Consider the following 24156-nt stretch of genomic DNA (forward strand, 5'->3'; position numbering starts at 1 on the left):
GTGCGATTCGAACCGTCTTCGTTGCCGTGGCGGCGTTATCGATGATCGAGATGGCTGCAGCGCAAGATCGCGACAATGACGTCCGCGCGAACGTCGACACGCCGGCGCGGGTCGCGATTGCATCCTCGCGCGATCCGTCACGGCGCACGGACGGGCGGCTTGTCATCACCGTGACGGGTTTCACGCCGTCTGAAAACGGACCCGTGGAAGCCGTCGTGCTGATACCCTGCGGAGCGGAGGAGCGGGAGATTGGCCGGTTCGGCATCTTCCCGCAACAATCCTTCAGGGCGGGACGAAACGCCAATGCCCAGCGTTTCGGCTTTGCCTTGCCGAACGCCTGCAAGGCGCCGTCGCGGGTCACCATTCGTATCGAGCCCAGCTCCGGTGATGGGAGCGGCGCCGAACTCGTCATTGGCAGCGCCGAACTCGAATAGGACGGCCGGCTTTACGGGCTTGGAGTCAAGCCAATCAAGAGAGCTTCTCGATACGCACAAGCCGCCTGTCCCCCGAGTTCGACAAAAATAACTTCGGCCGCAACGGCTGATCGATAATCCGTTCGATGATATATTGTCGCGTCGGCACTCAGCCGAGAATGACGTCTCCCTATAGCGTTTTCAAGCGAAGCATGTCCCCGGGGCTCGACCCGAGAATCGATACCGGTTCGCGTGAAGAAAACGCGTCAAAACAAAAAGCTGGAGCCCGTCTTCGATTCCATCAAAGCCGGAATAATTCCAAGGTCACGAACTCATAAACGGGATTGCCTGTCCTCACTTGTTCGAGCCGGACTTTTGATCCACGATTCTGTCGAACAAGCTGCTCACCATCATCGCAACCTCGGTCCGGTTCCGGGCGTTCAGCTTGCGCATGATATGACGGATATGAACCTTCACCGTGCTTTCACGCATCCCCAGTTCATAAGCAATCTGCTTGTTTGCCTTGCCCCGGCAGAGCGCTTCGACGACCATGATCTGTCGCGCGGTGAATAGCTGGCTTTCGCCGTTACCGGCGTTCTGGAACGACGACATCACGCTGATCGGCACGAACGTACCACCCGCCTCGACCAGCCGCACGGCTTCGACGGCGATACCAAGCGTCATGCTTGTCGGAATATAGCCACGCGCGCCGCTCTCGATGGCGCGCATGATCCGTGAGCCATCCTCGACATCGGAGACGATGATCAGAGGCGCGTTCACGATCGTGCGCGCGAGGTTCTCGACGTCGTCGGAATCGTCCAGCGCTTTCTTTTGGCGGGGCTGAACACAGAGAAGGATGACCGATGGGGCAGGAAAGTCATGATGGATTTTCATCCAGTCTGCCAAAGTCGCGAACGCGAAAACCTGATAACCGATGTAAGCAGCTTGCAAACAATGCGCCAGACAGTCGCGAACAAGTGCACGGTTATCTATGACGACAATGATGTTTCCCGCAATCTTTGTCTCATCGGAGAATGAAGCGTCGGTCCCGTTGCATGCACCTTGGTCGGAGTTCGTAACGTCCGGCACGGAGATTAACGGGAGTCCGGCTACGCGAGATTTCGAACGAGCCTGCCAGGGTGGCGTAATATCGGTCAGCCGTGGGTGGCGAACAGCGTTTTGCAGGTACGCCTGCGGTTGTGGCGGCGAGGCCCCGCACGACGCACTTCCAACATTCAACTGGGGCCGGGAAGCAAGTGGAGGACGTTGATAGCTTGCCTGGGCCGTATCCGCCTCTGTTCCTGCGCTTTGGTCTTTTTTCGCGGCGCGTGAAATGAAATGATTGGACAAATGGGCGTTATAAAAATGATTTCGTTCATTGGCGCTCATTGGGGTACCCCTACTCAACCCGTTTCGAACGCTGCTCCGGACAGGCGGTCCACCCTCCTGTCTAAACCTTCCGTCGTCAGCTCAACCCGCACAACAATAAAATACCTGATCCAGACTGTCCCTATCTGAAGGTTATGAACCCTAGTAGATTTTTAGCTCTCGGAAAACATAAAATTATCGGGCGAACAAGGCTGGTTCCATTGAACCTTCAAGGCAGTTTGGCCGACGGAAGCGCTGCGACGAAAGCCTCGAAGGTATCGGTCCAATTGCCCGTGACCGGACCGGATATCGAAGCCATGCTGCTGTCATCTCCGTTTCCGTTGAATGGATATACCTCCGCCGGTGTCGCTTCCTGCCATGGCTCATATCCGATCGAGGCGAGGGCTGCCGGTCCGCAAAGCCGCGAGGCCACCATTGTTGCGCTGTAGCAGCCATACTGGAATTCGCGCGGATGAGAGTTGCTGAGAGTCAGAGCGTCCTCACCGATCAGATCGGCATCCATGCCGGTTATCGCTCCCCAGGCCTGCGATTGGACGACGCCAAGATCGTGATCCTGCAAATTTCGGCTTTCGACCCGGGCGACGATGGTGATGAGCGTCAGCATGAAGCCGACAAGGTAAGGATCGCGCCATGCGATGTCGGGAATGCCGTTCAGAGAGACGCGACTTCGTTCGACCAGAGGACCGATCGTCGTCACTGCCGCTCGACGCCCCCTTCTGACCTCCGCCATTGTGACTACCCAGCGCAGCATTCTTGCCTCCTCGACCAGGTCCTGGCCGGTTTCTCCGCAGAAGGAGACTTGCCTTCCTCCCTATCCTACGAGACGATGGCGTCGCAGGACAGAATACTTACTTCTTGATACGGATCGATCCGCCGCCGATACCTGCTTAAGTTTTCGGCGCCCGTAACGTTGCAGGCAACGGGCCTGCCCTTGCGTGCGATGCCTGATCATGACCGACAGCAGCCTCCCTCCCAAGCCCGATTTCGCAGCGCTCGACGCCGCGGCGCCGGAATCGGCGGATCGCCGAACGACGGTTTTGGCACTGATCGGCAGCCTGGTCTTCAACTGGTCCAACAACGAAAGCCTGTTCATCTATGTGCTGATGTTATTGCTGAAGGTTGACCAAGCCTCCGCCGCCATTGTTTTCGCGACCTTGAACACCACCCGGGCAAGACTTGATCTCATCCAGAGGCTGGCGCGGATCAAGATCAAGGACAAGGCGCTCAGCAAGGAACTCGATCGCGTGATCGACCGCTTCAACGACGGCACGCACATCCGCAACGAATTCAATCACTGCATGTATACCGTCAATGACAACGGTGAGATCTCCCAGACGCAGTCGATGCGCCTGGTGCAAACCCGCAGCGCCCTTCGGTTCGGCGAGACCAAGCCGCTGGACGACGCACGCATCGCGGAGATGGCGGAAGCGGTGCGCGAAATGGCACGGATCAACCGGGACATCTGGGATTTCCTTCCGCGTCTCGAAGCTTACTTGCGATAGCAGCGGCGACGGGTCGCAAGCCGGTCGCTACGCCCACCCTTAAGCCGAAGTCGTAGGCAGCTACGCCTTTCGGCTGATAACGCTTCTCCTCAAGGCGGCTGCCAATCTCCCTAAGGGCAACTAGCCGCAGGGAAGCCATTGCGAGAGCCTCGTGATGCGAAATCGGCCTCTGTGTTGATCTCGCTGCCGGCAGAACCGGCATATCAACCGCATCGGACCCGACAAGGCCGCCGACGTAGAAGATTGGCGCGTTTCGTCGCGACGATGCTCCCTTAACAGGAGCCCACTATGGGGCAGTCATATCACGATCCCAAGCACTATCCGAATCACGACGATAACGATCCCACGCAGAACCAGGGCCAGGCACAAGCCAATCTGCAGGCTCAGTTGCAGGGGCAGGCCAATCTGCAAGCTCAGGGTCAAGGCCAGGGTCAAGGCCAGGGCCAGGGCCAAGATCAGACCCAGACAGCCGTTCAGTCGCTTCAGTCAACCAGCGACAATCTGAACGGCAACGGGAACCTGAACGGCAACGGGAACGGCAACCTGAACCTGAATGGCAACGGAAACTGGAACGGAAACGAGAACGACAACACAAACCACGATACCAATACCAACTCCAATACGGACACCAACACGCTGTCCAACGACCTAACGAACAACGTCGAGAACACCGTCGATAATCACGTCAACGTATGCGTTAACGTCGACGTCGACGCCGGCAGCCTCAGCCATCCGGTCATCGATCTGAGCGGTCTGAGCCATATCCAAGACTCGCTGATCATGCCAGATGTCGTCAACCAAACGCTGAACGGTGACGGCAACATGTTCAATATCGACCAGGTGAACAACCTGGTGGATAATGATCACCTGATGAATCCCTCGGTCAACTTCAGCGCCGGTGGCGACGGCGGCGACTGGTGCGATCCGAGCAGCGGCGGCTCTTTCAACATGGATGCACACATCCATGGCGCGTCGGTCGCAACCGGCAGCCTGGGCAGCATCGATCACGCCAGCAGCGGCATCAGCGCCGACGCATCGGTCACCCAGTCGGCCTTCAACCAGACCATCACAATGGGTGCCAACATCCAGTTCAACAGCCAGACGATCAACGCGGCCGGCCACGACGTCACCATTGACGATCATCACACCGGTTAACTTCCTTTTCGGACCTGCGCGGCGATCGCCGCGCAGGTTTTTTTCCGGCTAACCGATACCGCTCCGAGATTCAGAACTGCGATTGGCGCTCGCGGAGAGGACGTTCGCGTGCTTGAAAGCAGGAGGCTCTCATGGTGCCCGGCGGCGTAACTGAAATCATCTGGCATTTCCTAGGATATCTCCACATCTTCGACGATATCTCCCGCGACCGCATCACGCTTGACGAAGGCGACTATCGCTCCGATACGCAGGACTACACGACACATCCGCCTCAATTCACGCTCACGCCGACCGATGACGATATGGATAGCCGTCCTGTCGCCCTGCAGGACGCCCAGGCGATTGAAGAGCCGGGTCACCATTTTCCCCTTCCACGCCTCCATCCGGCATTGGACCTTGACCTCGACCGGTTCGCCCCGGCTCACGCGCCGCCCACCATTCTGATGCCGATCAGTCCGGGCGCCGGCGGCGGCGGCGGCAGCGACGCCATCAAAATCGTCTATCAGGAAGGCGGCGAGCAGAGCGAAATCCAGACGCATCAGTATAACAATATGTACGACGACGATGCGCTTGTCGGAACGCACAACACCAATCTGCTGACTACCCTGGAGACGGAAGCCAACCATGCCATTGGCCAGATGGTCGCCGGCGCCGATGCGGCAATTCCGACCGACTGGTACGCACCGCAACATACCGATGCGCTTCCGGCTTTCGTCGCCGCGCATGATCAGGCCTGGGCCGATCGCGACGGCGCGGCCGACCCTCACTCGGTCACGCCCGGATACTACCTGAACGGCGTGCTGCAAGATCCCGCGCCGACCCCGCCCGATCAGCTTCCCGCTCCCGACCCCACCCCGGCGCCCGACCTCGGCCACGGCCTGGGCCAGTGGGCAATCGATGGCGGCAACACGGCCAGCAACGCCGCTTACATCGTCGACCTGACGGATTCGGCGCGAACGATGCTGGTGGCTGGCGACTATTTCAAGACCAACGCGATCTTCCAGACCAACTCCTACATGGACAACGATCACGTCACGGTCGGAGGAACCGGAGCCAGCGTCACGACCGGCGGCGATCAGGCCACCAATATCGCAGACTTCGTCCAGCATCCCGGCGTCTATGAATCCATGCCGAGCTACTTTGCCGGCCCGAACTGGTCCGTCGACGTCGTGCATGGCGACTACTTCAGCGTTCGAGCGCTGGTCCAAACCAATTATCTGTCGGACAACGACGTGACGATGCAGAGCAGCTCGAGCACGCATTACGAAATACATGCAGGTCAGAACGAACTCGGCAACTACGTGCTGATCAACGACGGGAATTTCAACTACGACCTGGTCATCGTCGGTGGCAGCTACCACGGCATGAACGTGATCTTCCAGAACAACGTTCTCTACAACAACGATACCGTCCAGATCACGGGCGACGGGACAAACCCGAACCAGACGGTTTCCACCGGCGACAATCAGCTTACCAACACGGCGACAATCGAAAACTACGGCGACAAAGCTCTGCCGTGGAATTCGGATCTCGACGACCTCATCCACAACATCTCTGGCGGCGCCACCGAACTCGATCCCTCATTCGGGCAATTGATCGCCGGCAACGGCGGCACCTTCCACATCCTCTATGTGACTGGCAACTATTATGACGTGAACGCGATCTGGCAGACCAATATCGTCTCCGACGCCAACACGGCTATACAATTGCAGGGGTCGCCGGCAGCCGCGACGGCCGACTACTACGGCGACAGCATGGCGACCCAGAATGTCGCCACGGGTGGCGACGTCCTCAGCAACGATGCCGCGATCGTCGATGTCGGAAACACCAGCACACATGTCAACGGACAGGTCTACGGCGACTCCATCCTGATCCAGGCCAATCTCGTAAATCAGGATTCGGATCACGTCGCTCAAGCGAACCCTCAAACCCTCGTTCCCGAGGTAATCGCCTTTGTCGGGCAGGATACCGCGACGGACAATTCGGATCCGCAGCATCAACCAACCACGACGCTGGCGCATGACGATCCCATGGCCTGTGTTCTTCACTAGATTGCACCAGAGGCTTGTCGGTTGAGGAGAGCTGCAATGAGTCTGAGCGATGATCAAGCCATTGCCGGTCCCCCGACTGATTCAGGCGATCGCTACTCGAAGGACGCGCTCATAGCGCAGGTCAGAAAACTGACGCGCAAGCTATGGCGAAACCCGTTTGAAAAGCGAACCGAAACGCTTGATGCGCGAACGGAAACAATATCGCCGCCCGTCCCAAGGCGCGACGGAGCCCAAAATCCTCCTGCTCCGTCGAACGGACGTGATCTCGCCGGCAAAGGGAATCTCAACGGCGGAGGCGGTCGCGGCGGCCGTCCGCAGCTCCACAAGCGCTCGGGAGACAACGAATTCCGGGACGTCCTCGGCAAAGGACTTTCCGCCGCGCGGCGCAACCTGATCACCGTCGGGATATTCTCGCTTGTCGTGAACCTGCTCGTCCTTTCGATCCCGATCTATCTTTTCAATATGTCGGATCGCGTGCTGACCAGCCGCAGCGTCGATACCTTGATCATGTTGTCCTCGATCGTCATTCTGGCCATCGGAGCGCACGTTCTGATGGACATGCTGCGGCGCTTCATCCTGATGAGGATTGCGGTCGAGACCGAGGCTCGTCTTGGCGGTCCGGTGCTGAGCGCCGCGGCCAAAGCCGCGCAGAACGGCTCAAGCCGTGAATTTCAAACCCTCGCCGACTTGCAGCATCTGCGCGCATTCATAACCGGACCCGTCCTTCTGACCATCTTCGACGCGCCGGTGACGCCGGCTTACCTTGCAGTCGTGTTCCTGATCCATCCGCAACTCGGACTCATTGTCCTCGGGTCGAGCGCTTCATTGATCGCCGTCGCGCTGATCAATCAGCGCATAACCGCGATTCCCTTCACGCGGGCGAATGCCTTTGGCACCCGCGCCAACCTGCAGGCGGAAGCAATGGCGCGCAACGCCCAGGTGATCAACGCGATGGGCATGATCCCGGAAGGCGTCCAGGTCTGGGGGCAGGAAACGGTGGAATCGCTCAAGGCCCAGGTTGCCGGCCACGACCTCAACATCATCATGACCGGCATTTCGAAGTTCCTGCGCCTGGGCACCCAGATCACCATTCTTGGATGGGGCGCCTACCTTGCTCTGGAGAGCGAACTGACCGGCGGCATGATCATCGCGGCATCGATCGTCGCCAGCCGCGCTCTGGCGCCGCTCGAAGGCACGATCGAAGGGTGGCGCCACTTCGTGCAGGCGCGTTCGGCCTACAGCCGCATCAAGACCCTGCTTCAGAACTCCCCGCTCAACCTCGAACGGTTGCGACTGCCGCGCCCGGAAGGCCGCCTCAGCGTCGAACGGATCCTGTATGTTCCCCCGCCCAACAAGAAGGTGATCCTCAACGGCGTCAGCTTTCAACTGGAGCCTGGCGAATCCCTCGCGATTGTCGGTCCATCCGGCACCGGAAAGACCATGCTGGCGCGAATGCTGGTCGGATCGATCATCCCGACCGCCGGAAACGTCCGCCTCGACATGATGGACCTGCGCAATTGGGATCCACGCCAGTTCGGCGAAAGCGTCGGTTACCTGCCGCAGGAGGTGCAGCTATTCCCGGCTTCGATCAAGGCGAACATCGCGCGCATGCGCGCCGACGCCGTCGATGAAGACATTTTCGATGCCGCCGAAACCGCGGACGTGCACGAGATGATCTCGGAACTCGCGCAAGGCTACGAAACCGTGATCGGTATGGACGGCAGCCCGCTGTCGGGCGGCCAACGGCAACGGATCGGCCTTGCGCGCGCCTTCTACGGCAATCCGCGGTTGATCGTGCTTGACGAGCCTAACGCAAATCTCGATTCGAACGGCGAGCATGCGCTTGCCAAGGCGCTGGTGCGCGCAAAGGAAAAGCGGATGACCGTTGTCACCATCACGCAACGGCCGGCGCTGCTGCAAAGCGTCGACAAGATCATGATCTTGCAAAACGGATCGGTGCAGGCATTCGGAACGCGAGACGAACTGATTCCGCTGGTGATGGGCCGCAAACAGCCCGGCCCTCCGGCCGCGCCAATGCTCGACGCCTGACAGCGGAGACCGACTGACATGAGCCTGAGGAGGCGGCCATGAGCACGACAATGACAGGCGATCAACCTTGGCACGTCGATCTGCCGCGCTCGACGCGCGGCCTCACCATCGCCGGCATATTGACCATCGCGATGACGGTCATGGGATTCGGGGTCTGGGGCAACACCGCGCCGATCGCAGGCGCAGTCGTGGCATCGGGCGTGTTCGTCGCCACAGGCCAGAACAAGACCATCCAGCACCTCGAAGGCGGCGTGATCCGCGACATCATGGTTCATGAAGGCGATACCGTCGAAGTGGGTCAGATTCTGGTCGAACTGGACCAGACCACCGCAAAAGCCGAGATGCAGAGGCTCTTCCTTCGCAACGCGCGGCTCACGGCCGTCGATTCCCGCCTGCAGGCCCAGATCCGCGAGGAGTCGGAGGTTCACTTTCCGCCCGAACTGTCGGCCGATTCGAAAGATCCACAAATACGCAGCATCGTCAGTGCCCAACTTCTTGCCTTTACCGCTCAGCGCAACAATACCAACAGCGAAATCGCCGGAATTGAGGACAGCATCAAGGCCCTGAACGAGCACATCGCGGGATCCAAGATTCAACTCGAGGGCGTAAGGCGCCAGATCGCACTCGTCGAAGAGGATATCAAGACCAAGGAACATCTCCTGGCCGCCGGCCTCGTGCGCAAGCCCGACGTTCTCCTGCTGCAACGGAACCAGGCCAATCTCGAGGGCGAGGTCGGCCGCATCATGGGCGACATCGGCGACGCCAAGGAGCGGATCGCTAGGGCGGTCGAGCAAATCAATGGCGTCCGGAAGACCGCGATCAAAACCGCGGTCGAGCAGATGCACGAAATCCGCGGCGAGATGGTCGACGTCCGGGAGCGGATGCTGAGCGCGAAGGGCGTGCTCGACCGCACGACGATCCGGGCGCCAGTCAAAGGCGTCGTCGTCAAATTGCGCTTCCACACGCGCGGCGGGGTGGTCGAGCCGGGCAAGCCCATCATGGAGCTATTGCCGCTCAACGAGCCATTGATCATCGAAGCCCGGGTAAGGCCGCAGGATATCGACTCCGTCAAACACGGTCAGGAAGCCATGGTCCGGCTGACTGCACTGAGCCAGCGTGTCACCCCGATGGTTTCGGGAGACGTTATCTATCTCTCCGCCGACACCGTGGCGGACGAGAAGAAATCTCAACAGACCGGCCCGAGCGACATCTACGTGGTTCGCGTGAGGCTTCACAATTCCGAAGTCGCGGCAATCCACGGCTTCAATCCGACGCCAGGCATGCCGGCGGAAGTCTTCATCAAGACCAGCGAGCGAACGTTCTTTCAGTACATCATGAAGCCGATCGAGGACAGCATGTCCCGGGCATTTCGCGAGCGATAAGGGCTACACGACGGAAGAAACAAACCGGATCTTCCACAGGAGCAAAAGGCTGCCCGGACAGCCCTTCGAACCCCTGGGCCGCTTCCTTGACGCCCGCCGAAGCGTTATGTGATCCGGCTGTGCCGCTTGTCCGGCATACCCTGCAAAATGGCAACGTCGCGCTGGCGCAGCGATGAATCCGGTTCCGCTCCGACGCGGCCCCGGGTTGGAGCGTTTCCAGGCGAAGTGGCTACCGGTTCGCGTAAAGAAAACGCGTCGAATCAAAAACATAGAGCCCCGCTTCTGATTCCATCAGGAACAGAAAGGCTCTAGTATCAACTCCCACCGCTCTTGCGGATCAATTCGGATTTGAAATCGCCGCGCCCGCCGTTTCGCGCGGGCGCCGATGCGTGTCGGGGTCATTCGGTGAGGACGCTCATAATCGACAACTACGACTCATTTACCTACAATCTGGTGCAGCTAATCGCAGACATAAATCAGGAAGAACCCCTCGTCGTCCGCAATGACGCGCTCACATGGGACGAACTCTCCGAGAAACGCTTCGATAATATTATCGTCTCGCCGGGGCCCGGACGACCGGACCGGACGGCGGATTTCGGCCTGAGCAAAGCTGCCATAGAAGCAGCCGCAATCCCCTTGCTTGGCGTGTGTCTGGGCCATCAGGGCCTTGCCATCGCGGCAGGTGGGTCACTGGAGCAGGCTCCGTCTCTCGTTCACGGACGCACGTCCAGAATCGCGCATCGGGGCGTCGGTCTCCTGGCCGACATGCCGCCCCTGTTCAATGCGGCGCGCTACCACTCCTTCGTTGTCCGGCGTCCCCTCCCCTCCATACTTGAGGAAATCGCCTGGAGCGAAGATGGCCTCGTCATGGGCATCTCTCGTCGTGACCGGCCGCAATGGGGCGTCCAGTTTCATCCGGAGTCAATTCTGACCGAAAATGGCCGCATCCTGCTGCGGAATTTTCGCGACCTGTCGTTTCGCGCCTCGGGAAAGCTATCAACGCCGCGCTCCCCGGCACGCGCGGGCAAGCGGCGCGCAACCGCGCCTGCGGCGGCGACTCGCAAAGCCTTCTGGCTCGAAATCCCGCATGCGGTCGACACCGAGGCAGTGTTCTGTTCGCTCTTTGCCGATCAGCCCTTCGCATTCTGGCTCGACAGCAATCTCGGCGGGTCGGCGTTGTCGCGATGGTCCTACATGGGAGACGCATCGGGGCCACACGCGGCGACGGCCCAGTATCGCAGCGTCGAGCGGACGATCGTTATCGACGATGCTCGCGGCCACCGAACCGAGCACGCCGATATCTTCCAGTATCTCGAAAGAGAGCATCCCAGCCGGCCGCAGTCGGCGCCGCCATGCCCTTTCGTCGGAGGGCACGTCGGCTGGCTTGGCTACGAACTGCGACATGATTGCGGCTCGCCGACAACGCGCCGCGCCGCAACGCCCGATGCATTGTTGATCCGCTCGGACAGATTCATCGCCGTGAACCACCTGGAGGCAAAAACATACATATGCGCCCTCGACAGCCCCGATAAGGCCGATCGTGCGCAGCATTGGATTCACGCGACGCTCAAGAAAATCGAAGCGGCACGTCCCCCCCCTGCCGACTTAACCCGCGCGATCGATCGGGGGCCGATCGAGTTCCGCATGAGAGATGGAAAAGCCGCTTATCTCTCCAAGGTCGCGCGCTGTCTCGACCTGATCGCGCAAGGCGAGACCTATCAGGTCTGTCTGACCAACGAGCTGTCCTGCGCCGCCACGGTCGAGCCTCTGCGGGTTTATCGCACGATGAGACGCGTCAACCCTGCTCCGTTTGCGGCTTTTCTCAAGTGGCCCGGCGGCAGCGCCCTCAGCGCCTCGCCGGAACGGTTTCTGGCCGTCGATGCAGATGGCAACATCGAAGCAAAGCCGATCAAGGGAACAGTCCGGCGCGACGCCGATCCGCTTCAAGACAAGGGACTGGTCGACATGCTGCGAGCTAGCCGAAAAAACCGGGCGGAGAACGGAATGATCGTCGATCTCCTGCGTCACGACCTGTCGCGCTGTTGCGAGACCGGAACTGTCTCCGTGCCAAGCTTGTTCGACGTCGAAACGTATCGGACGGTCCACCAACTGGTAAGCACCGTGCGCGGCGTTCTCAACCCCGAACATACACTCATTGACGTGCTGCGCAGCGGCGCCTTCCCGGGAGGATCGATGACGGGCGCCCCGAAACATCGCACTCTCGAGCATATCGATCAAATGGAGCAGCGTGCCCGCGGCATCTATTCCGGCGCGCTTGGCTGGCTGGGTGACGATGGCGCCGCCGATCTGAGCATCGTGATCCGATCCATCGTGTCGATCGATGGACGACTCCTGATCGGCGTGGGAGGCGGCGTCGTCGCAGAATCCACGCCCGAGGAGGAATTCGAGGAAATGCTCTTGAAAGCCGAGGCTTCCATCAAATCGATCGTCATCGCCACATTTGGCAGCTTCAGCGAAGGTCACTATCGTCTCGTGGATTCCAGCGATGACGGAGCAAGCTTCAGCAGGTCTGAATGAAGCCGGAAACCCCTCCGGGTCGGCTTGCAAGACCTCACCGGCCTCAATCCATTCAATTCAGGGCGATCACGACGCCGGTGAGCACAGGCTTATGGGTTTGCAGGGAACTGGACGTCGAATCGCTCCAATCGGCAAGGCTGACGACGTTACCGACTTGCGCGTCCTCTCCTCCGGGCTCGGCCTCTTGCAAAACCTTCAGGCCGCCCTGATCGAGAAAGAAGGTGTGATCACCGAACAACTCGGTCAATTTGCCGACAGCCGGATGATCCTCGGGAAGGGCCCGCGCATCCATCTGGGTCAGGGTTTGCTTCACCTGCGCAGCATTTAACTTCATGATAATTGCGTCCCCTTCGTTGGATCAGGCGGTTCTCTTCGTGAACATGGTCAGAACGCCGTCCTTGTCGAGGTTAATGGCAACGACCTGCGCCGTGACCCTCCCCTTCGCTTTAAGTGCAGAGACGGCTTCGGGCGTTTCATCGATCAGCTTGCGGAGCGACTGCAGTTCGTCCTGCTTCGTGCTCGCGAGGAGCGCGTCCACCTTTCCACGCAAATCTGGTTGCAGATCTTCAATGTCGACGACCTCGATACTCCGAATGACGGTATCGCTTTGTTCGGATTGTATTTCAGCGCTTGACGGTCTCGGCGAGCCCTGCGCAGGCACCACCACCGGCATCCCTATGGCGAGCATCGCAACGACAGCTTGCGCGGTCCATGTTCGCATAACCACTCCTTCCGTTTTTTGCCGTGACGACCTCCCTTAAACTCGGACGGTGGTGCTCATTCGATCTTTATATGATCACTTAGTGAATATGGGATGGTCATAGTGTGTTCGCAGACGACGGATGAATATCAACCGGCAGCGGTTCGTCTCGCCAGATATTGCAAGCCAACCAGCACCGTTATCTTCGGTATATTTTTCTATATATAGATGAAACTGAGAAGCGGTCGAAGCGCGACGACGACGGCGCTTTGCACGACTGTCGGTCCGCCCTTCGGGCTGTTTCCCGGATACCCCTTCACATGCGACAGGTTGTGACTGCTCATCCGCCTGCTCGAGCCGTTTCGTTCAATCCGGAAATGAACGCATGGATCGTCTTTTCGACCTCCTGGGGGACTTCGGCATTGTACGGTCCCTTGAACTGAACGAGCTTGTAGAGCGGTCCTTTGCTGGAGGGCAATTGAAGAAACTCGCCCGACGCAAGCAAGAAACCCGACTTGCTGATCTCGAAGGTCGCAACCCGCCGCCCGTCTTTGCGCACCGAGAAAATCCGGCTGAACCCTCGTATGACATTCCCCGCATAGCTCGCAACGCAATGATGCATATCCGCACCCTCGGCGTGAAGCGCCGCGCCGGACTGCAGCGCGACTACTTCATATCCTTCGATAATCGTGCTCCTCGGCAGGCCGCCGTAATCGATCACATCGTCCCATCCGATCTTGTGGGTGAGAAAGAACGCTTTTTCGCTGCTTGCTCGCGCAAGTTCCTCGTGCCATTCGAGCGCGGCCCGAAACACGCGCTGATAGCTCCACCGCCGATTGAACCCGTCGATATGAAACGCCGCGTAATCCGCGACGGCGGACGCCTGATCCAGGGCATCGCCGGCCATGTTTTCCGCATGACTGCCCATTGCGCACACGGCCCAGCCAAGAAGCGCCCTGGCGCCTTGCTCGCGACGACACATTGTTTCGGACCATTCGCCGAGCGCGCGTAGCCAGACATGCTGCTTGCGGATGGAAGTCGGGATCGCCTGCGCCAGCGGCGACGGCGGAACATCGCATAAATTCTGAATGATCTGATATTCTATCGGGCCGGCCCGGAACGCTTGTCCTTTGAGCGCCCGTAACGGCCGGACAAGTCCATAGTACTTCAAGAGATCGCGCAATCTCGGGCGATCATGAACTATTGCCCGCCAATCCCTCAGGACAAAATCCCGTTCCGTCGGCCGGAAGCACTCCATGCCACGCGCCGCCGCAACGACGAGAACTGGAGCTTGCCTTAGATAGTCGATCGCGAAAGGCTCGACCACGGCCATTGTCACGGCCGCGATCGCCAGCGGCTTTACCGGGAACATATCCTCGACCTGGCGCACGCTGGCCTGGACCCACGGTTCGTCTTGCAGGACACCTTTCGCCGCGAGCTCAGGAGCCAGCCATTGCAGGAGGCTGTTCTGTCCTTCGTCCTTCATGCGCGAGCCTGATTTATTCGACGGGGGGACACCCCAACCCTTCCATCCTCAATCTATGATCGAGCTTACGCTCATGTTATCCCCCATGTAACGCTATCGAGCGGATATCTTGCGGTCGCATTGGACGTCGGCGGCAGTCCGACGACCGGCGGCGCGATTGTCGGAAATCGAGCGCGCCTCCGCGGCTTAGCCCGCCTTGCGGGCATTGCTCCGAATGGAAGCGACCGCTCGTGAACAGTCCGGATGCGACTCGTCAACAACGACTGTTCCACCGTATATATAAGTACATAATTCGATTATTGTTTTAATAAAAATTATAATTGAGTATTTATGTCGTAATATCGGACGTGCTTATGCGTTTGACGCACTATACTTGCAGGCGGCAAATCAAGGCAGCTAAACCGGAGTTGAAGGTCCATGTTGCGTGGCGGATCCGGGGCAGGTCTTGTTGAACTGGGCGAGGCCCGACCTCCATCCAGAGCGTAAAGGCGTCGCACACGGAGCAGCGAATCTCGCGCGACTTCGCTGATTGGCTCCGTATCATGACAAAACAGCAGACCGGTGGTGAGCGCGCCGGCACCTGCGATGGACCGCGCGGCATGGTTCGATCTGCGGCTCGTCCGGTTAACGGGCCGTCTCGTTTCTTGCGAAAGAGTTTGTCGAATTCAGTCTGAATCCAATTCATACTCGTTTGTGCATTCTATCCTCATTGTGGAGGATGTCCGTGCCGGCGTCGCTCTCGCGGATGGCGATGGGCGGCATCGTCGATGCCGGGAGCTTTTCCCGCGCGGACCGAGCGGCTGATCGCCGAAGCGCTTTTTCATCGCAGGCCGGTCTACATGGCGTTCCCGGCGGACTACGCCAATCAGCCCGTGCTCGGTTCAAGCGGCGCAATTCCGGCCCCCGCGAGCAATGAGCCGGCGCTGGATGCCGCGACCACAGCGATCGCCGCGATCCTGGGCAAGGCGCGGACCGCCTGCGTGCTGCCCGGCATTCTGATCGCGCGCAACGGCGTTCAAATGGAAATGCAGGACGTTATCGACAAGGCCGGCCTTCCGTTTGCAACCATGTTCATGGACAAGTCGGTGCTCGACGAGCAGCAGCCATTCTTCGTCGGGATGTATGATGGCGCGGTCATGAGCGAAGAGGTGCGGGCCTTCGTGGAGAGCCGGGATGTCGTCCTGACCGTCGGCGCGCTGGCGTCCGATTTCAACACCGGCGCTTTCACGGCTCGTCTCGATCTGGACAAGACTGTCGCCATCGGTCATCATCATGTCCATGTCGGCGGTAAGACCTACGCGAATGTCGAGATGCGCGATGTGCTCAAGGCGTTGACAAGCAAGCTGGCCTGGCGTGACTGGCCGGGAATTCGGGCTCGATCTTTCGACAAAAAGCAGGGCAGCGGCGCCGAGCCGATTACGGCGAAGGCGCTTTACCCGCGCTGGGCCGCGTTTCTCAGATCGGGCGACATCGTCGTGGCCGAGACGGGGACTGCATCGATGGGACTCGGTTTCGCGCCGATGCCGAAGGACGCGGTATTCCACAATCAGACGTTATGGGGCTCGATTGGCTGGGCGACGCCGGCCGCGGTCGGCGCGGCAGTCGCCGCGCCTGACCGCCGCGTCGTGCTCGTAACGGGCGAGGGCTCGCATCAGCTCACCGCACAGGAGGTCGGACTGTTCGGTCGGATGGGCCTGAAGCCCGTGGTCTTCGTGCTCAACAATGGCGGCTACCTGATTGAGCGGCTGCTCTGCGAGCGCCCGGAGATCGCCTATAACGACCTGGCCCGTTGGCGTTATGCCGAGCTGCCGCATGCGCTCGGTTGTGACGGTTGGTTTACGGCGCGGGTCACGACCTGCGAGGACCTCGACTACGCTCTCGATCGGGCGGCCAAGGCCGAGAGCGGCGTCTACATCGAGATTGTGACGGATCCCTATGCGGCCTCGCCGCTTGCGCAGAAACTCCATGAGAACGTCGAGTCGCTTTACCGGAGCTAGCTGGCCATTGTGCGGCCTCGAGCAGTGCGACCTTCCGTTGCGCCCCCAGGAATTGTCCTTCGCTTTTGAAAGCGCCCTCCGATGTCCAACGTCATCTGTCGCGTCGTCGTGCCCGCGGTGCGTCCGGCTAGGGTTGTCGCAATCAAGATTTCCATCGATGGGCCGAACCTCTCGGCATCGACGGATGAACGGGATGTGCTCGGTGCGCAGCACCAACCCACGGTCCCGGGATGTTAGGCGGTCCTTCACAGTTGACACAAAGGAGAGCTCCCATGTCCAAAACTTTCTTCCGTGCCTCCGCAATGGTCGCGGTCATCCTGGCAGCGGCACTCGCTGCCACGCAGCCTGCGGCCGCGCGAGATGGCTGCGGCGCCAACCGATACCGTGGACCGGGCGGCGCCTGCCACTGGTTCGGCAGGGGACCTTATCCGGGCGGCTATTACGGCCCACGCGGGAGGGCGAACCGCTGCCCTCCCGGCTTCTGGCGAGGTCCGTGGGGTCATTGCCGCAACACGCGGTATCACGGCCGGCTCCCTGGCGGCGGCTGGCAATAGGCAGCGCACCCGCGGCCGCGCGATTGATCTTCCGATCGCGCGGCTCTCGCTCCACTTGCCATGCAGAATAGAGCCGAGAATCCGATGTTCAAACGATTGGGTATTCGCGCGCGAGACGACAGCCTGGCTTCACACATCCTGCCTATATCAGGCACGATGATCGGCGTATGTACGACCTTGATCGGATTGGTCAAGCTCGCGGAAGCGAAGCACGGGCCGTCGCATGTCGACGAATATGCGGCGATCGCGGCGGTGACGTTCCTTGCCAGCGCTCTGACGTCCTATCTCTCGATCCGCTGGTCCAACCACGCCGGGCTCAGCGTTTGGATCGAACAGATTGCCGACATGATTTTCTTTTGCGGCCTGGTCGGAATCACGTTAGTGGCGACCCTTTTTGCATATGAAGTGATCTGAGCCTGTCAAGGCACCCTGTTCAGGAGCGGGCGTCCCCTCCATCTCTGAAATATTGCCATCTGAATTTCAATCGTCATGGAAGATTGAACCCTGCTACCGCGATTGATCAAAAGTTTTTCTTTCACGTTGGCGATGATCTCAATCGGCGCGGGCGGGCGCCTTCGCCGAAGGCACCTTGCAACAACAGAATGTGTGCCGGCCCGATGTCTTCAGGCTGTGCGGCAGTTACATCCCAGATGCCGATGCGATCGCCGCGTGCCTTCGGCACAGCGCAGCAGGCACATCCGCGATGCTGCGCGGGGGTGTGCGCCTTCTTCCATCGATTGGTCCAGCATGAGGCTGCCATGAAGGTTTGGAAAAAATCCCGCGCTGTCGCGCCGCGGCCGGCCCGCTGGTTCAGCGCGCTGCTTTGCGCGGCGGCGCTGTCGTGTCCGGCGGCGACGGCGCAGGCGCAAACCGCATTCTACGAAGCATCCGCCCGGGAGCTCGCAGGACCGCCCGGCAGCCTGATCCGCTCCGAACCCATGATGGTCGCACCCGCAGGCGCCCAGGCCTATCGGGTGCTGTATCGTTCTGCCGGCATGCACGGCGAGCCGATTGCCGTATCCGGCATCATCGTGGTCCCGCCCGGTCCGGCGCCCGCCGGTGGCCGGCCGATCGTGGCCTGGGCGCATCCGACCACCGGCGTGGTGCCGCATTGCGCGCCATCGCTGGCAATCTTCGCATTCCAGCAGATGGCAGGTCTGCGCCGGCTCATCGAGCAGGGCGCCGTGGTTGCGGCGACCGATTATCCCGGCCTCGGGACGGTTGGCCCGCACCCTTATCTCGTCGGCGACAGCGAAGCGCGGGCGGTGATCGATTCCGTGCGCGCTGCGCGCAATCTGCCCGGTGTCGGCGAAGGCAATCGCTTCGCCGTGTGGGGGCATTCGCAGGGCGGGCAGGCGTCGCTCTATACCGGGCTGATCGCCAAAACCTATGCTCCGGAGTTGCGCCTGGTCGGGGTCGCCGCGGCGGCGCCGGCTCCGCTGCCGCCCTTGGGCCACGACGTCGATGCGCCCGGCACGTTCGACGTCATTCTCCCGGTCAAGATCGGCTACGACACGATAAGCGACAGACTGAAGCAGGCGATCGCGGCAATGCCTGCGGTGCAAGGCGTCTCGGTCCGTGACGTCGACGTCTACCCGTCATCCGGCAAGCTGGTGCTTGGTTTGCGCATAGCGAAGGCCTCCGAGACGGATCCGGCCGATGGCAAATGGATCTATCTCACCGGCCGAATTCAGGTCGATGCAGGCGGCCATGCCGTTCGCCTGTCCAATCTCGCGGTGATCTCGGACGACGACGCGCTCGCTCCGTTGATCGCGCCGATTACCGCTGAGCTTGGATCGAAGGCCAGTGTCGACTACGGCATTGCCTACGAGAATTTGCTGAATGCCGCCAATTCCAAGCTTACCCGATCTCTGAAGGATGGCTTCCGTATGGTAGGGCATCTGTCCTCCGCGCAGCTTGAAAAGATCTATCTGCCGGCAGATGGCATTGTGATCGCGCTACGAGCCAGCGGGAATCTGAGGATTCTCTACGGCATGTAGCGGGTCCCGATTATGGTGGATCTCAGGCGCGGAGACCACCGAAGTCGCGCTCCGGGGCATAGCGGAAGGACACCAAGATGCAATATGCGTAATCATCTGCGCGAAGGCGGGACGATTTCTATGACCTACAGTTTGATCGTCGCCTTGACGATGTTCATTCTTCCCGGTGGATCAATCCTGATCGAATGGAGCCATCACCAAGAATCGTTGCTGTGGCTGATCGGAAAATGGTTTGTCTTTTGGGCGGTTGGTATCCGGCTGTTGCTTGCGGGTGTGCGTCAATATCTGCGGCCAGCCTTCACCAGCAGGACCATACTGGGCATCGAAAGTCCCGATGCATTCGTGCTCGTGCGCGAGTTGGGCGGAGCCAACCTTGCGACGGGAGTGGTCGGTGTGGCGTCCATGGCGATGCCTACGTTCGTGCTTCCTTCAGCGATCTTGGCCGGGATCTTCTACACGGTGGCCGGCTTGGAGCATGTGAAGGAGAAGCATCGCGGGATGAATGCAACGGTCGCGATGGTGAGCGATCTCTTTGCAGCGGTTGTTCTCATCGGATACGTCATCGGCGCATTGGCGACGGGTTCGTATCAATAGGGAAGATTTCCGGCTTGCCAACGTGGCGGCCATATAAGCCCGACCGCATGATGGTCGGACTGACTGTCGGCGTTGGCGGGCTTACGCGCCGCCGATAGGCATTGCCGCACTCCGCACCGCACCGCCCGAGTGGTCGAAACAGTAGATGAGCTCGGATTGCCAACGCACTAGAGTCTGTTTCAACTGCGTTGAACCGGACTCGTCGCTCATCTTTTTGTTTGAGCATGATCTTTTCCGAAAACCGGTTTCCACTTTTCGGGATCATGCTCCAGAGACTTTCCGCTTCTGATGGAATCAGAAGCGGGGCTCTATGATTTTGATTTGACGCATTTTCTTTACGCGAACCGGTAGCCACTTCGCTTGAAAACGCTCTAGCGATTCAGCAGTTTCAGCGCGGCTTCGTGCACGCGGGGATCGCCGGCGGCCACAATGCGGCCGCCGCCCTGCGCGGGCTCGCCCTCCCATGTCGTGATCACGCCACCCGCCCCGGTGATGATCGGAATCAATGCGGCGATGTCATAGGGCTTCAGCTCCGTTTCGATGACGAGATCGAGATGGCCCGCGGCCAGCATGCAGTAGGAATAACAGTCGCCGCCATAACGCGTCAGCCGGACCTCGGCCTCGACCTTGCCGAAGGCTGCGCGGTCGTCGGGATTCATCAGTAGCGGGCTGGTCGTGAACGATGTCGCCTCGTTCAGCGACGCACACCGGCGCACCATGAGATTGCGGCCGCTCGACGGGCCGCGATAGCTCGCGGAGCGGTTGTCGCCGCTGAATCGCTCGCCGATGTAGGGCTGGTGCATCATGCCATAGACTGGCAGGCCGCGATGAAGCAACGCGATCAATGTGCCCCAGACCGGAAAGCCCGCGATGAAGGATTTGGTACCGTCGATCGGATCCAGCATCCAGATATATTCGGCGTCTTCGTTCTGGCTGCCGAATTCCTCGCCGATAATACCGTGTTGGGGGAAACTCGCCTTGATCATCCGGCGCATGACCGCCTCGGCTGCCCGGTCCGCTTTCGTGACCGGATCGAAGCCATGGCCGCCGCCCTTGTTCTCAATGTCGAGAAGAGAGGTTCTGAAAAACGGCAGGATGGTTTCGCCCGAGGCCGTCGCGAGACGGTCTATGAAGGCGGTAAAGTCGATCACCGTCACGTCTTTAACCTCACCGGGCGACGTTCGCGCGCTTCGCGCACCACAAGCTGAGCGCCTCCTATACATGTCTGGCTCGAAGGCCGCATCGTCCGCAATCCACTGCAGGGCAGTTATCCCGGCTCAGATCACCCGCTCTCGACGACAGGCATGTTTCACCCCGCCGGCAGGAACTGCGACGTCAATCGTCGCGGCAAAATTGGGGCAGGCCCTCGCGATAATTAAATAACTGATTTTATTTGATAAAACTGTAGCTAGCGTCCACCCTTCGGGAACCGGACTATAGATATTGTAGGGAAAATCATTTGAAATCCCTTGCTTTTTGTGCGTCGCGGTCGCATATTGCTGCGGTGCGGTAGCCCTCGCGCTACCGCTGCCCTCCTTGGGCGTTTCCTCCCTAGACTTGGGCCGCTTGTTTTGACGAGCGGCCCTTTTTCTTTATCCATCGTCTTTGCGATGCGCAGGTTCTTGCCGCTCTTGACTGCGGCTGACGATCTATTCGGCGGCAGACCGGAACGCCCCGAGATCGTCGAGCGGGATGGCGGCAAGCGCGTCGGCAAGAATCATGAAATCCGCCGCTACTTGTCGGAAGCGCGGGCCGCGCTCGCGCCGGCGTTCGTCCATGTAGACCGCGCGGTTGAGTTCGAACTGAACGGCATGCAATCCGCTGGCCGGATTGCCGTAGTGCTCCGTGATAAAGCCGCCGGCATAGGGTTTGTTGCGCCCGACCGAATAGCCGAGGCCGCACATCACATCCTCGATGAGGTTTGGAAGCAGCGGCGCGCAACTGGTGTCGTAGCGATCTCCGATCACGATATCGGGCCGTCCCGGTTCGTCCTGTGAAATACCGGTCGAGGGCATCGAGTGGCAATCCACAATGATGGCCGTCCCGAACGTCTGATGCGCTTTGTGGATCAGCCGTCGCAGCGCGCGATGATAGGGTTTGTAGAGCAACTCGATGCGGCCGAGCGCGTCGTCCACGCTGAGACGCTCGCGATAGATTTCCTGACCGTCCCCGACGACGCGCGGAATGGTGCCAAGGCCGCCCGCGACCCGCATCGATCGCGTATTGGCGAAGCTCGGCAGGCGACCGGTGAACATCCGCGGATCGAGTTCGTAAGGCTCGCGGTTGACGTCGACATAGGAGCGGGGAAAGTTGACCCGAACCACCGGAAAGCCGGCGTCGGCCAAACCGCCGATCAGTTCGTCCATGAACGAATCTTCGGACCGGCGCAAACCGGCCAGATCGATTCGCGACGCGGCCAGAAACTCCTCCGGATAAACAGAGCCGGAGTGCGGGGAGTTGAAGATGATGGGAGACCGCCACGTCGCCGGCTCTGCGATCTCGAAAGGGGGCGGCTGGCCGCCGTCAAACTGGGTCATTGCCGGGCGTCATCCTGAAATTACGCAGATGCCTGTCGAATGTCGGCTGGACAGGCGCTTTTCGAACCTGCATTGTCGATAATCGCAGCCATCCTGCCAAGCCAAAGTTCGCCTTCACCCCAAATTTACCACCATCAGGCTTAGTGGAGCGACTGCTCCTCCCAGTCAGGCTCCGATACCACTGCCATGCACAAAATCCTTCTTGCCGAAGACGACAACGACATGCGCCGATTCCTAGTCAAGGCGCTGGAAAACGCCGGTTTCAAGGTGTCGTCCTATGACAACGGCCTGTCAGCCTATCAGAGGCTGCGCGAGGAGCCATTTGAAATGCTTCTCACCGATATTGTGATGCCGGAAATGGACGGGATCGAGCTGGCGCGTCGGGCGTCGGAACTCGATCCCGACATCAAGATCATGTTCATCACCGGCTTTGCCGCCGTTGCGCTGAATTCCGATTCCGAGGCGCCCAAGAATGCCAAGGTGCTCTCCAAGCCGGTGCATCTGCGGGAATTGGTCAGCGAAGTGAACAAGATGCTGGCGGCTTGATTCAGCGGTGCGCCCATCCTTGCCTGTCCGCGCCGGAGCCGATATAGGACGCGGCGACCCCATGCGGACGTTTCCGGGCGCGTAGCTCAGCGGGAGAGCACTACCTTGACATGGTAGGGGTCACAGGTTCGATCCCTGTCGCGCCCACCACCCCGTCTACCGTTCTGTTATTGTATAGAGACGGATAGGACAGGCCTGCCTTGGCTAGGTTTGAGGCCAAACCCTAGAACAGCGGCGTCCCCGGCACGAAGGCGTCGAACGCGGCCCAGAACTGCGCGCGGTAGCGATTTTGCTCCTGCAGGATCTCGTGCCTCGATCCGGCGATGACGAGGTGCGAGCCGCTGCGCAGATGATAGGCGAACTCCTCGACCGCCGGGGTGGAGACGATGGAATCGGAGCCGGCCGCGATCATCAGCAGCGGCTGGCGAATCTTCGACGGATAGTTCAGAGCGCGAAAATCGTGCATCGCCCGGAAGGCAGTGTCGGCCCAGGCCACCGTCGGCGAGGCGATTCCCAGCGCAGGGGCCTCCTCGAGGATCGCGACGTTGCGGGCAAACCGGACCGGATCGCTGGTCAAGGGATTGTCGGTGAAATCGGCGACGCCGGTGAGTTCGTCGCTGCCGCCGGGAACGTAGCGACTGCCCTGCCCGAACAATCGCATCGCCCGCAATAGCGCGCGCGCCGGAAACGAGGTGCGATGCCCCGGCAGATCGATCATCGGCGCCGACAGCACGATGCGGTCGAACCAGCGCCTGCCGGTTCGCGCCACTCGCAGCAACACCGCGCCGCCCATCGAATGCGCCAGCGCGAAGTACGGGGGCGGACAATCCGGCAGCACCACCTGCTCCATGAACGAGCAAACATCGATCTCGTAATCGGAGAAACGGCGCACATAACCCTTGCGCGGCTCGGGCAACTGCCGCGCCGAGCCCCCCTGCCCCCGCCAGTCGATCATCGCCACTGCGAAACCGCGGTCCCGCAGGTCGCGGACGGTCTCGAAATATTTTTCGATCTGCTCGCCGCGCCCGGTAAACACGCAGACCGTTCCTTTTCGCCCCGGCGGCGGGGCCCATCGGGCAAAGCGCAGGTCGACCCCGTCGGAGGTCCTGACGGCGCCGCTGACGTAATCTTCCGGAACCGGATTGGCGGGTATCGAAACAAGCCTCATGACCGCACAGGCTCGAGGGAAAGGCTAAGTAAGACACAAAGAGGACGGACTTCAAAAAAGAGGGCGCACCCGCCTCTTGAAGGCGTTTGAAGCCC

The 24156-nt window shown here is 60.2% G+C and carries 21 protein-coding genes and 1 tRNA gene; 14 read left to right on the forward strand and 8 right to left on the reverse strand.

What is annotated here, in order from left to right; all coding sequences use genetic code 11:
• The first annotated feature begins 50 nt into the window (after positions 1 to 50).
• Positions 51 to 434 (forward strand): hypothetical protein, encoded by a 384-nt coding sequence (locus ACMDCM_RS09525; protein ID WP_412773338.1) that lies wholly within the window; start codon positions 51 to 53, stop codon positions 432 to 434.
• Between the two features lie 333 nt (positions 435 to 767).
• On the opposite strand, the gene ACMDCM_RS09530 is transcribed toward ACMDCM_RS09525, so the two are convergent.
• Positions 768 to 1802, reverse strand: a complete 1035-nt coding sequence (locus ACMDCM_RS09530) for a response regulator transcription factor (protein ID WP_412773339.1) — start codon at positions 1800 to 1802, stop codon at positions 768 to 770.
• A 208-nt stretch (positions 1803 to 2010) separates the two neighbouring features.
• Positions 2011 to 2553 carry a hypothetical protein gene (locus tag ACMDCM_RS09535; protein WP_412773340.1) on the reverse strand — a complete coding sequence of 181 codons (543 nt, stop codon included), beginning with the start codon at positions 2551 to 2553 and terminating at the stop codon, positions 2011 to 2013.
• A gap of 199 nt (positions 2554 to 2752) precedes the next feature.
• Between ACMDCM_RS09535 and ACMDCM_RS09540 the strand changes: the two genes are divergently transcribed.
• The 6 genes from ACMDCM_RS09540 (at position 2753) to pabB (ending at position 12479) form a co-directional block, all read left to right on the forward strand.
• Positions 2753 to 3304, forward strand: coding sequence for a hypothetical protein (locus tag ACMDCM_RS09540; protein ID WP_412773341.1), 552 nt, complete (start codon positions 2753 to 2755; stop codon positions 3302 to 3304).
• A 288-nt stretch (positions 3305 to 3592) separates the two neighbouring features.
• Complete coding sequence (locus ACMDCM_RS09545; RefSeq protein ID WP_412773342.1) at positions 3593 to 4459, forward strand: hypothetical protein; 867 nt, start codon at positions 3593 to 3595, stop codon at positions 4457 to 4459.
• 131 nt (positions 4460 to 4590) lie between these two features.
• Entirely contained in the window at positions 4591 to 6510 is a 1920-nt protein-coding gene (locus tag ACMDCM_RS09550) for a hypothetical protein (RefSeq protein WP_412773343.1), read from the forward strand.
• 36 nt (positions 6511 to 6546) lie between these two features.
• Positions 6547 to 8559, forward strand: coding sequence for a type I secretion system permease/ATPase (locus tag ACMDCM_RS09555; protein ID WP_412773344.1), 2013 nt, complete (start codon positions 6547 to 6549; stop codon positions 8557 to 8559).
• A gap of 38 nt (positions 8560 to 8597) precedes the next feature.
• Entirely contained in the window at positions 8598 to 9941 is a 1344-nt protein-coding gene (locus tag ACMDCM_RS09560; RefSeq protein ID WP_412773345.1) for an HlyD family type I secretion periplasmic adaptor subunit, read from the forward strand.
• 405 nt (positions 9942 to 10346) lie between these two features.
• Positions 10347 to 12479 (forward strand): aminodeoxychorismate synthase component I, encoded by a 2133-nt coding sequence (gene pabB, locus ACMDCM_RS09565; RefSeq protein ID WP_412773346.1) that lies wholly within the window; start codon positions 10347 to 10349, stop codon positions 12477 to 12479.
• A gap of 52 nt (positions 12480 to 12531) precedes the next feature.
• Here pabB and ACMDCM_RS09570 read toward each other — a convergent pair whose 3' ends face one another.
• The 3 genes from ACMDCM_RS09570 to ACMDCM_RS09580 form a co-directional block, all read right to left on the reverse strand.
• Positions 12532 to 12792, reverse strand: coding sequence for a hypothetical protein (locus ACMDCM_RS09570; RefSeq protein WP_412773347.1), 261 nt, complete (start codon positions 12790 to 12792; stop codon positions 12532 to 12534).
• Between the two features lie 45 nt (positions 12793 to 12837).
• A complete protein-coding gene (locus ACMDCM_RS09575) occupies positions 12838 to 13200 on the reverse strand; it encodes a hypothetical protein (RefSeq protein ID WP_412773348.1) in 363 nt (120 codons plus the stop codon).
• Between the two features lie 319 nt (positions 13201 to 13519).
• Entirely contained in the window at positions 13520 to 14665 is a 1146-nt protein-coding gene (locus ACMDCM_RS09580) for a PcfJ domain-containing protein (RefSeq protein WP_412773349.1), read from the reverse strand.
• A gap of 767 nt (positions 14666 to 15432) precedes the next feature.
• Between ACMDCM_RS09580 and ACMDCM_RS09585 the strand changes: the two genes are divergently transcribed.
• The 5 genes from ACMDCM_RS09585 to ACMDCM_RS09605 all read left to right on the forward strand — a co-directional run bounded on the left by ACMDCM_RS09585 (position 15433) and on the right by ACMDCM_RS09605 (position 19810).
• The gene (locus ACMDCM_RS09585) at positions 15433 to 16662 is read left to right on the forward strand and encodes a thiamine pyrophosphate-dependent enzyme (protein WP_412773350.1); all 1230 of its coding nucleotides are present in this window, start codon (positions 15433 to 15435) and stop codon (positions 16660 to 16662) included.
• 302 nt (positions 16663 to 16964) lie between these two features.
• Positions 16965 to 17216: a hypothetical protein gene (locus ACMDCM_RS09590; protein ID WP_412774718.1), complete on the forward strand. Its 252-nt coding sequence runs from the start codon at positions 16965 to 16967 to the stop codon at positions 17214 to 17216.
• 84 nt (positions 17217 to 17300) lie between these two features.
• On the forward strand, positions 17301 to 17630 hold the full coding sequence (locus ACMDCM_RS09595) for a hypothetical protein (protein WP_412773351.1): 330 nt from the start codon (positions 17301 to 17303) through the stop codon (positions 17628 to 17630).
• A gap of 344 nt (positions 17631 to 17974) precedes the next feature.
• On the forward strand, positions 17975 to 19216 hold the full coding sequence (locus ACMDCM_RS09600; protein ID WP_412773352.1) for a DUF4403 family protein: 1242 nt from the start codon (positions 17975 to 17977) through the stop codon (positions 19214 to 19216).
• An 84-nt stretch (positions 19217 to 19300) separates the two neighbouring features.
• Positions 19301 to 19810, forward strand: coding sequence for a DUF6790 family protein (locus ACMDCM_RS09605; protein ID WP_412773353.1), 510 nt, complete (start codon positions 19301 to 19303; stop codon positions 19808 to 19810).
• 371 nt (positions 19811 to 20181) lie between these two features.
• On the opposite strand, the gene hisN is transcribed toward ACMDCM_RS09605, so the two are convergent.
• Both hisN and ACMDCM_RS09615 read right to left on the reverse strand, forming a co-directional pair.
• Positions 20182 to 20967, reverse strand: coding sequence for a histidinol-phosphatase (hisN, locus tag ACMDCM_RS09610; protein WP_412773354.1), 786 nt, complete (start codon positions 20965 to 20967; stop codon positions 20182 to 20184).
• 492 nt (positions 20968 to 21459) lie between these two features.
• Positions 21460 to 22347, reverse strand: coding sequence for an N-formylglutamate amidohydrolase (locus ACMDCM_RS09615; protein WP_412773355.1), 888 nt, complete (start codon positions 22345 to 22347; stop codon positions 21460 to 21462).
• 186 nt (positions 22348 to 22533) lie between these two features.
• On the opposite strand from ACMDCM_RS09615, the gene cpdR reads away from it, so the two are divergent.
• The gene (cpdR, locus tag ACMDCM_RS09620) at positions 22534 to 22893 is read left to right on the forward strand and encodes a cell cycle two-component system response regulator CpdR (protein ID WP_009797255.1); all 360 of its coding nucleotides are present in this window, start codon (positions 22534 to 22536) and stop codon (positions 22891 to 22893) included.
• 75 nt (positions 22894 to 22968) lie between these two features.
• Positions 22969 to 23043, forward strand: a tRNA-Val gene (locus ACMDCM_RS09625).
• 73 nt (positions 23044 to 23116) lie between these two features.
• Here the strand turns inward: ACMDCM_RS09625 and ACMDCM_RS09630 are convergent.
• The gene (locus ACMDCM_RS09630; RefSeq protein WP_412773356.1) at positions 23117 to 24061 is read right to left on the reverse strand and encodes an alpha/beta hydrolase; all 945 of its coding nucleotides are present in this window, start codon (positions 24059 to 24061) and stop codon (positions 23117 to 23119) included.
• Between the last annotated feature and the right edge of the window lie 95 nt (positions 24062 to 24156).

The organism is Nitrobacter sp., from assembly GCF_047149785.1.
In the GTDB taxonomy this organism is placed as follows: domain Bacteria; phylum Pseudomonadota; class Alphaproteobacteria; order Rhizobiales; family Xanthobacteraceae; genus Nitrobacter.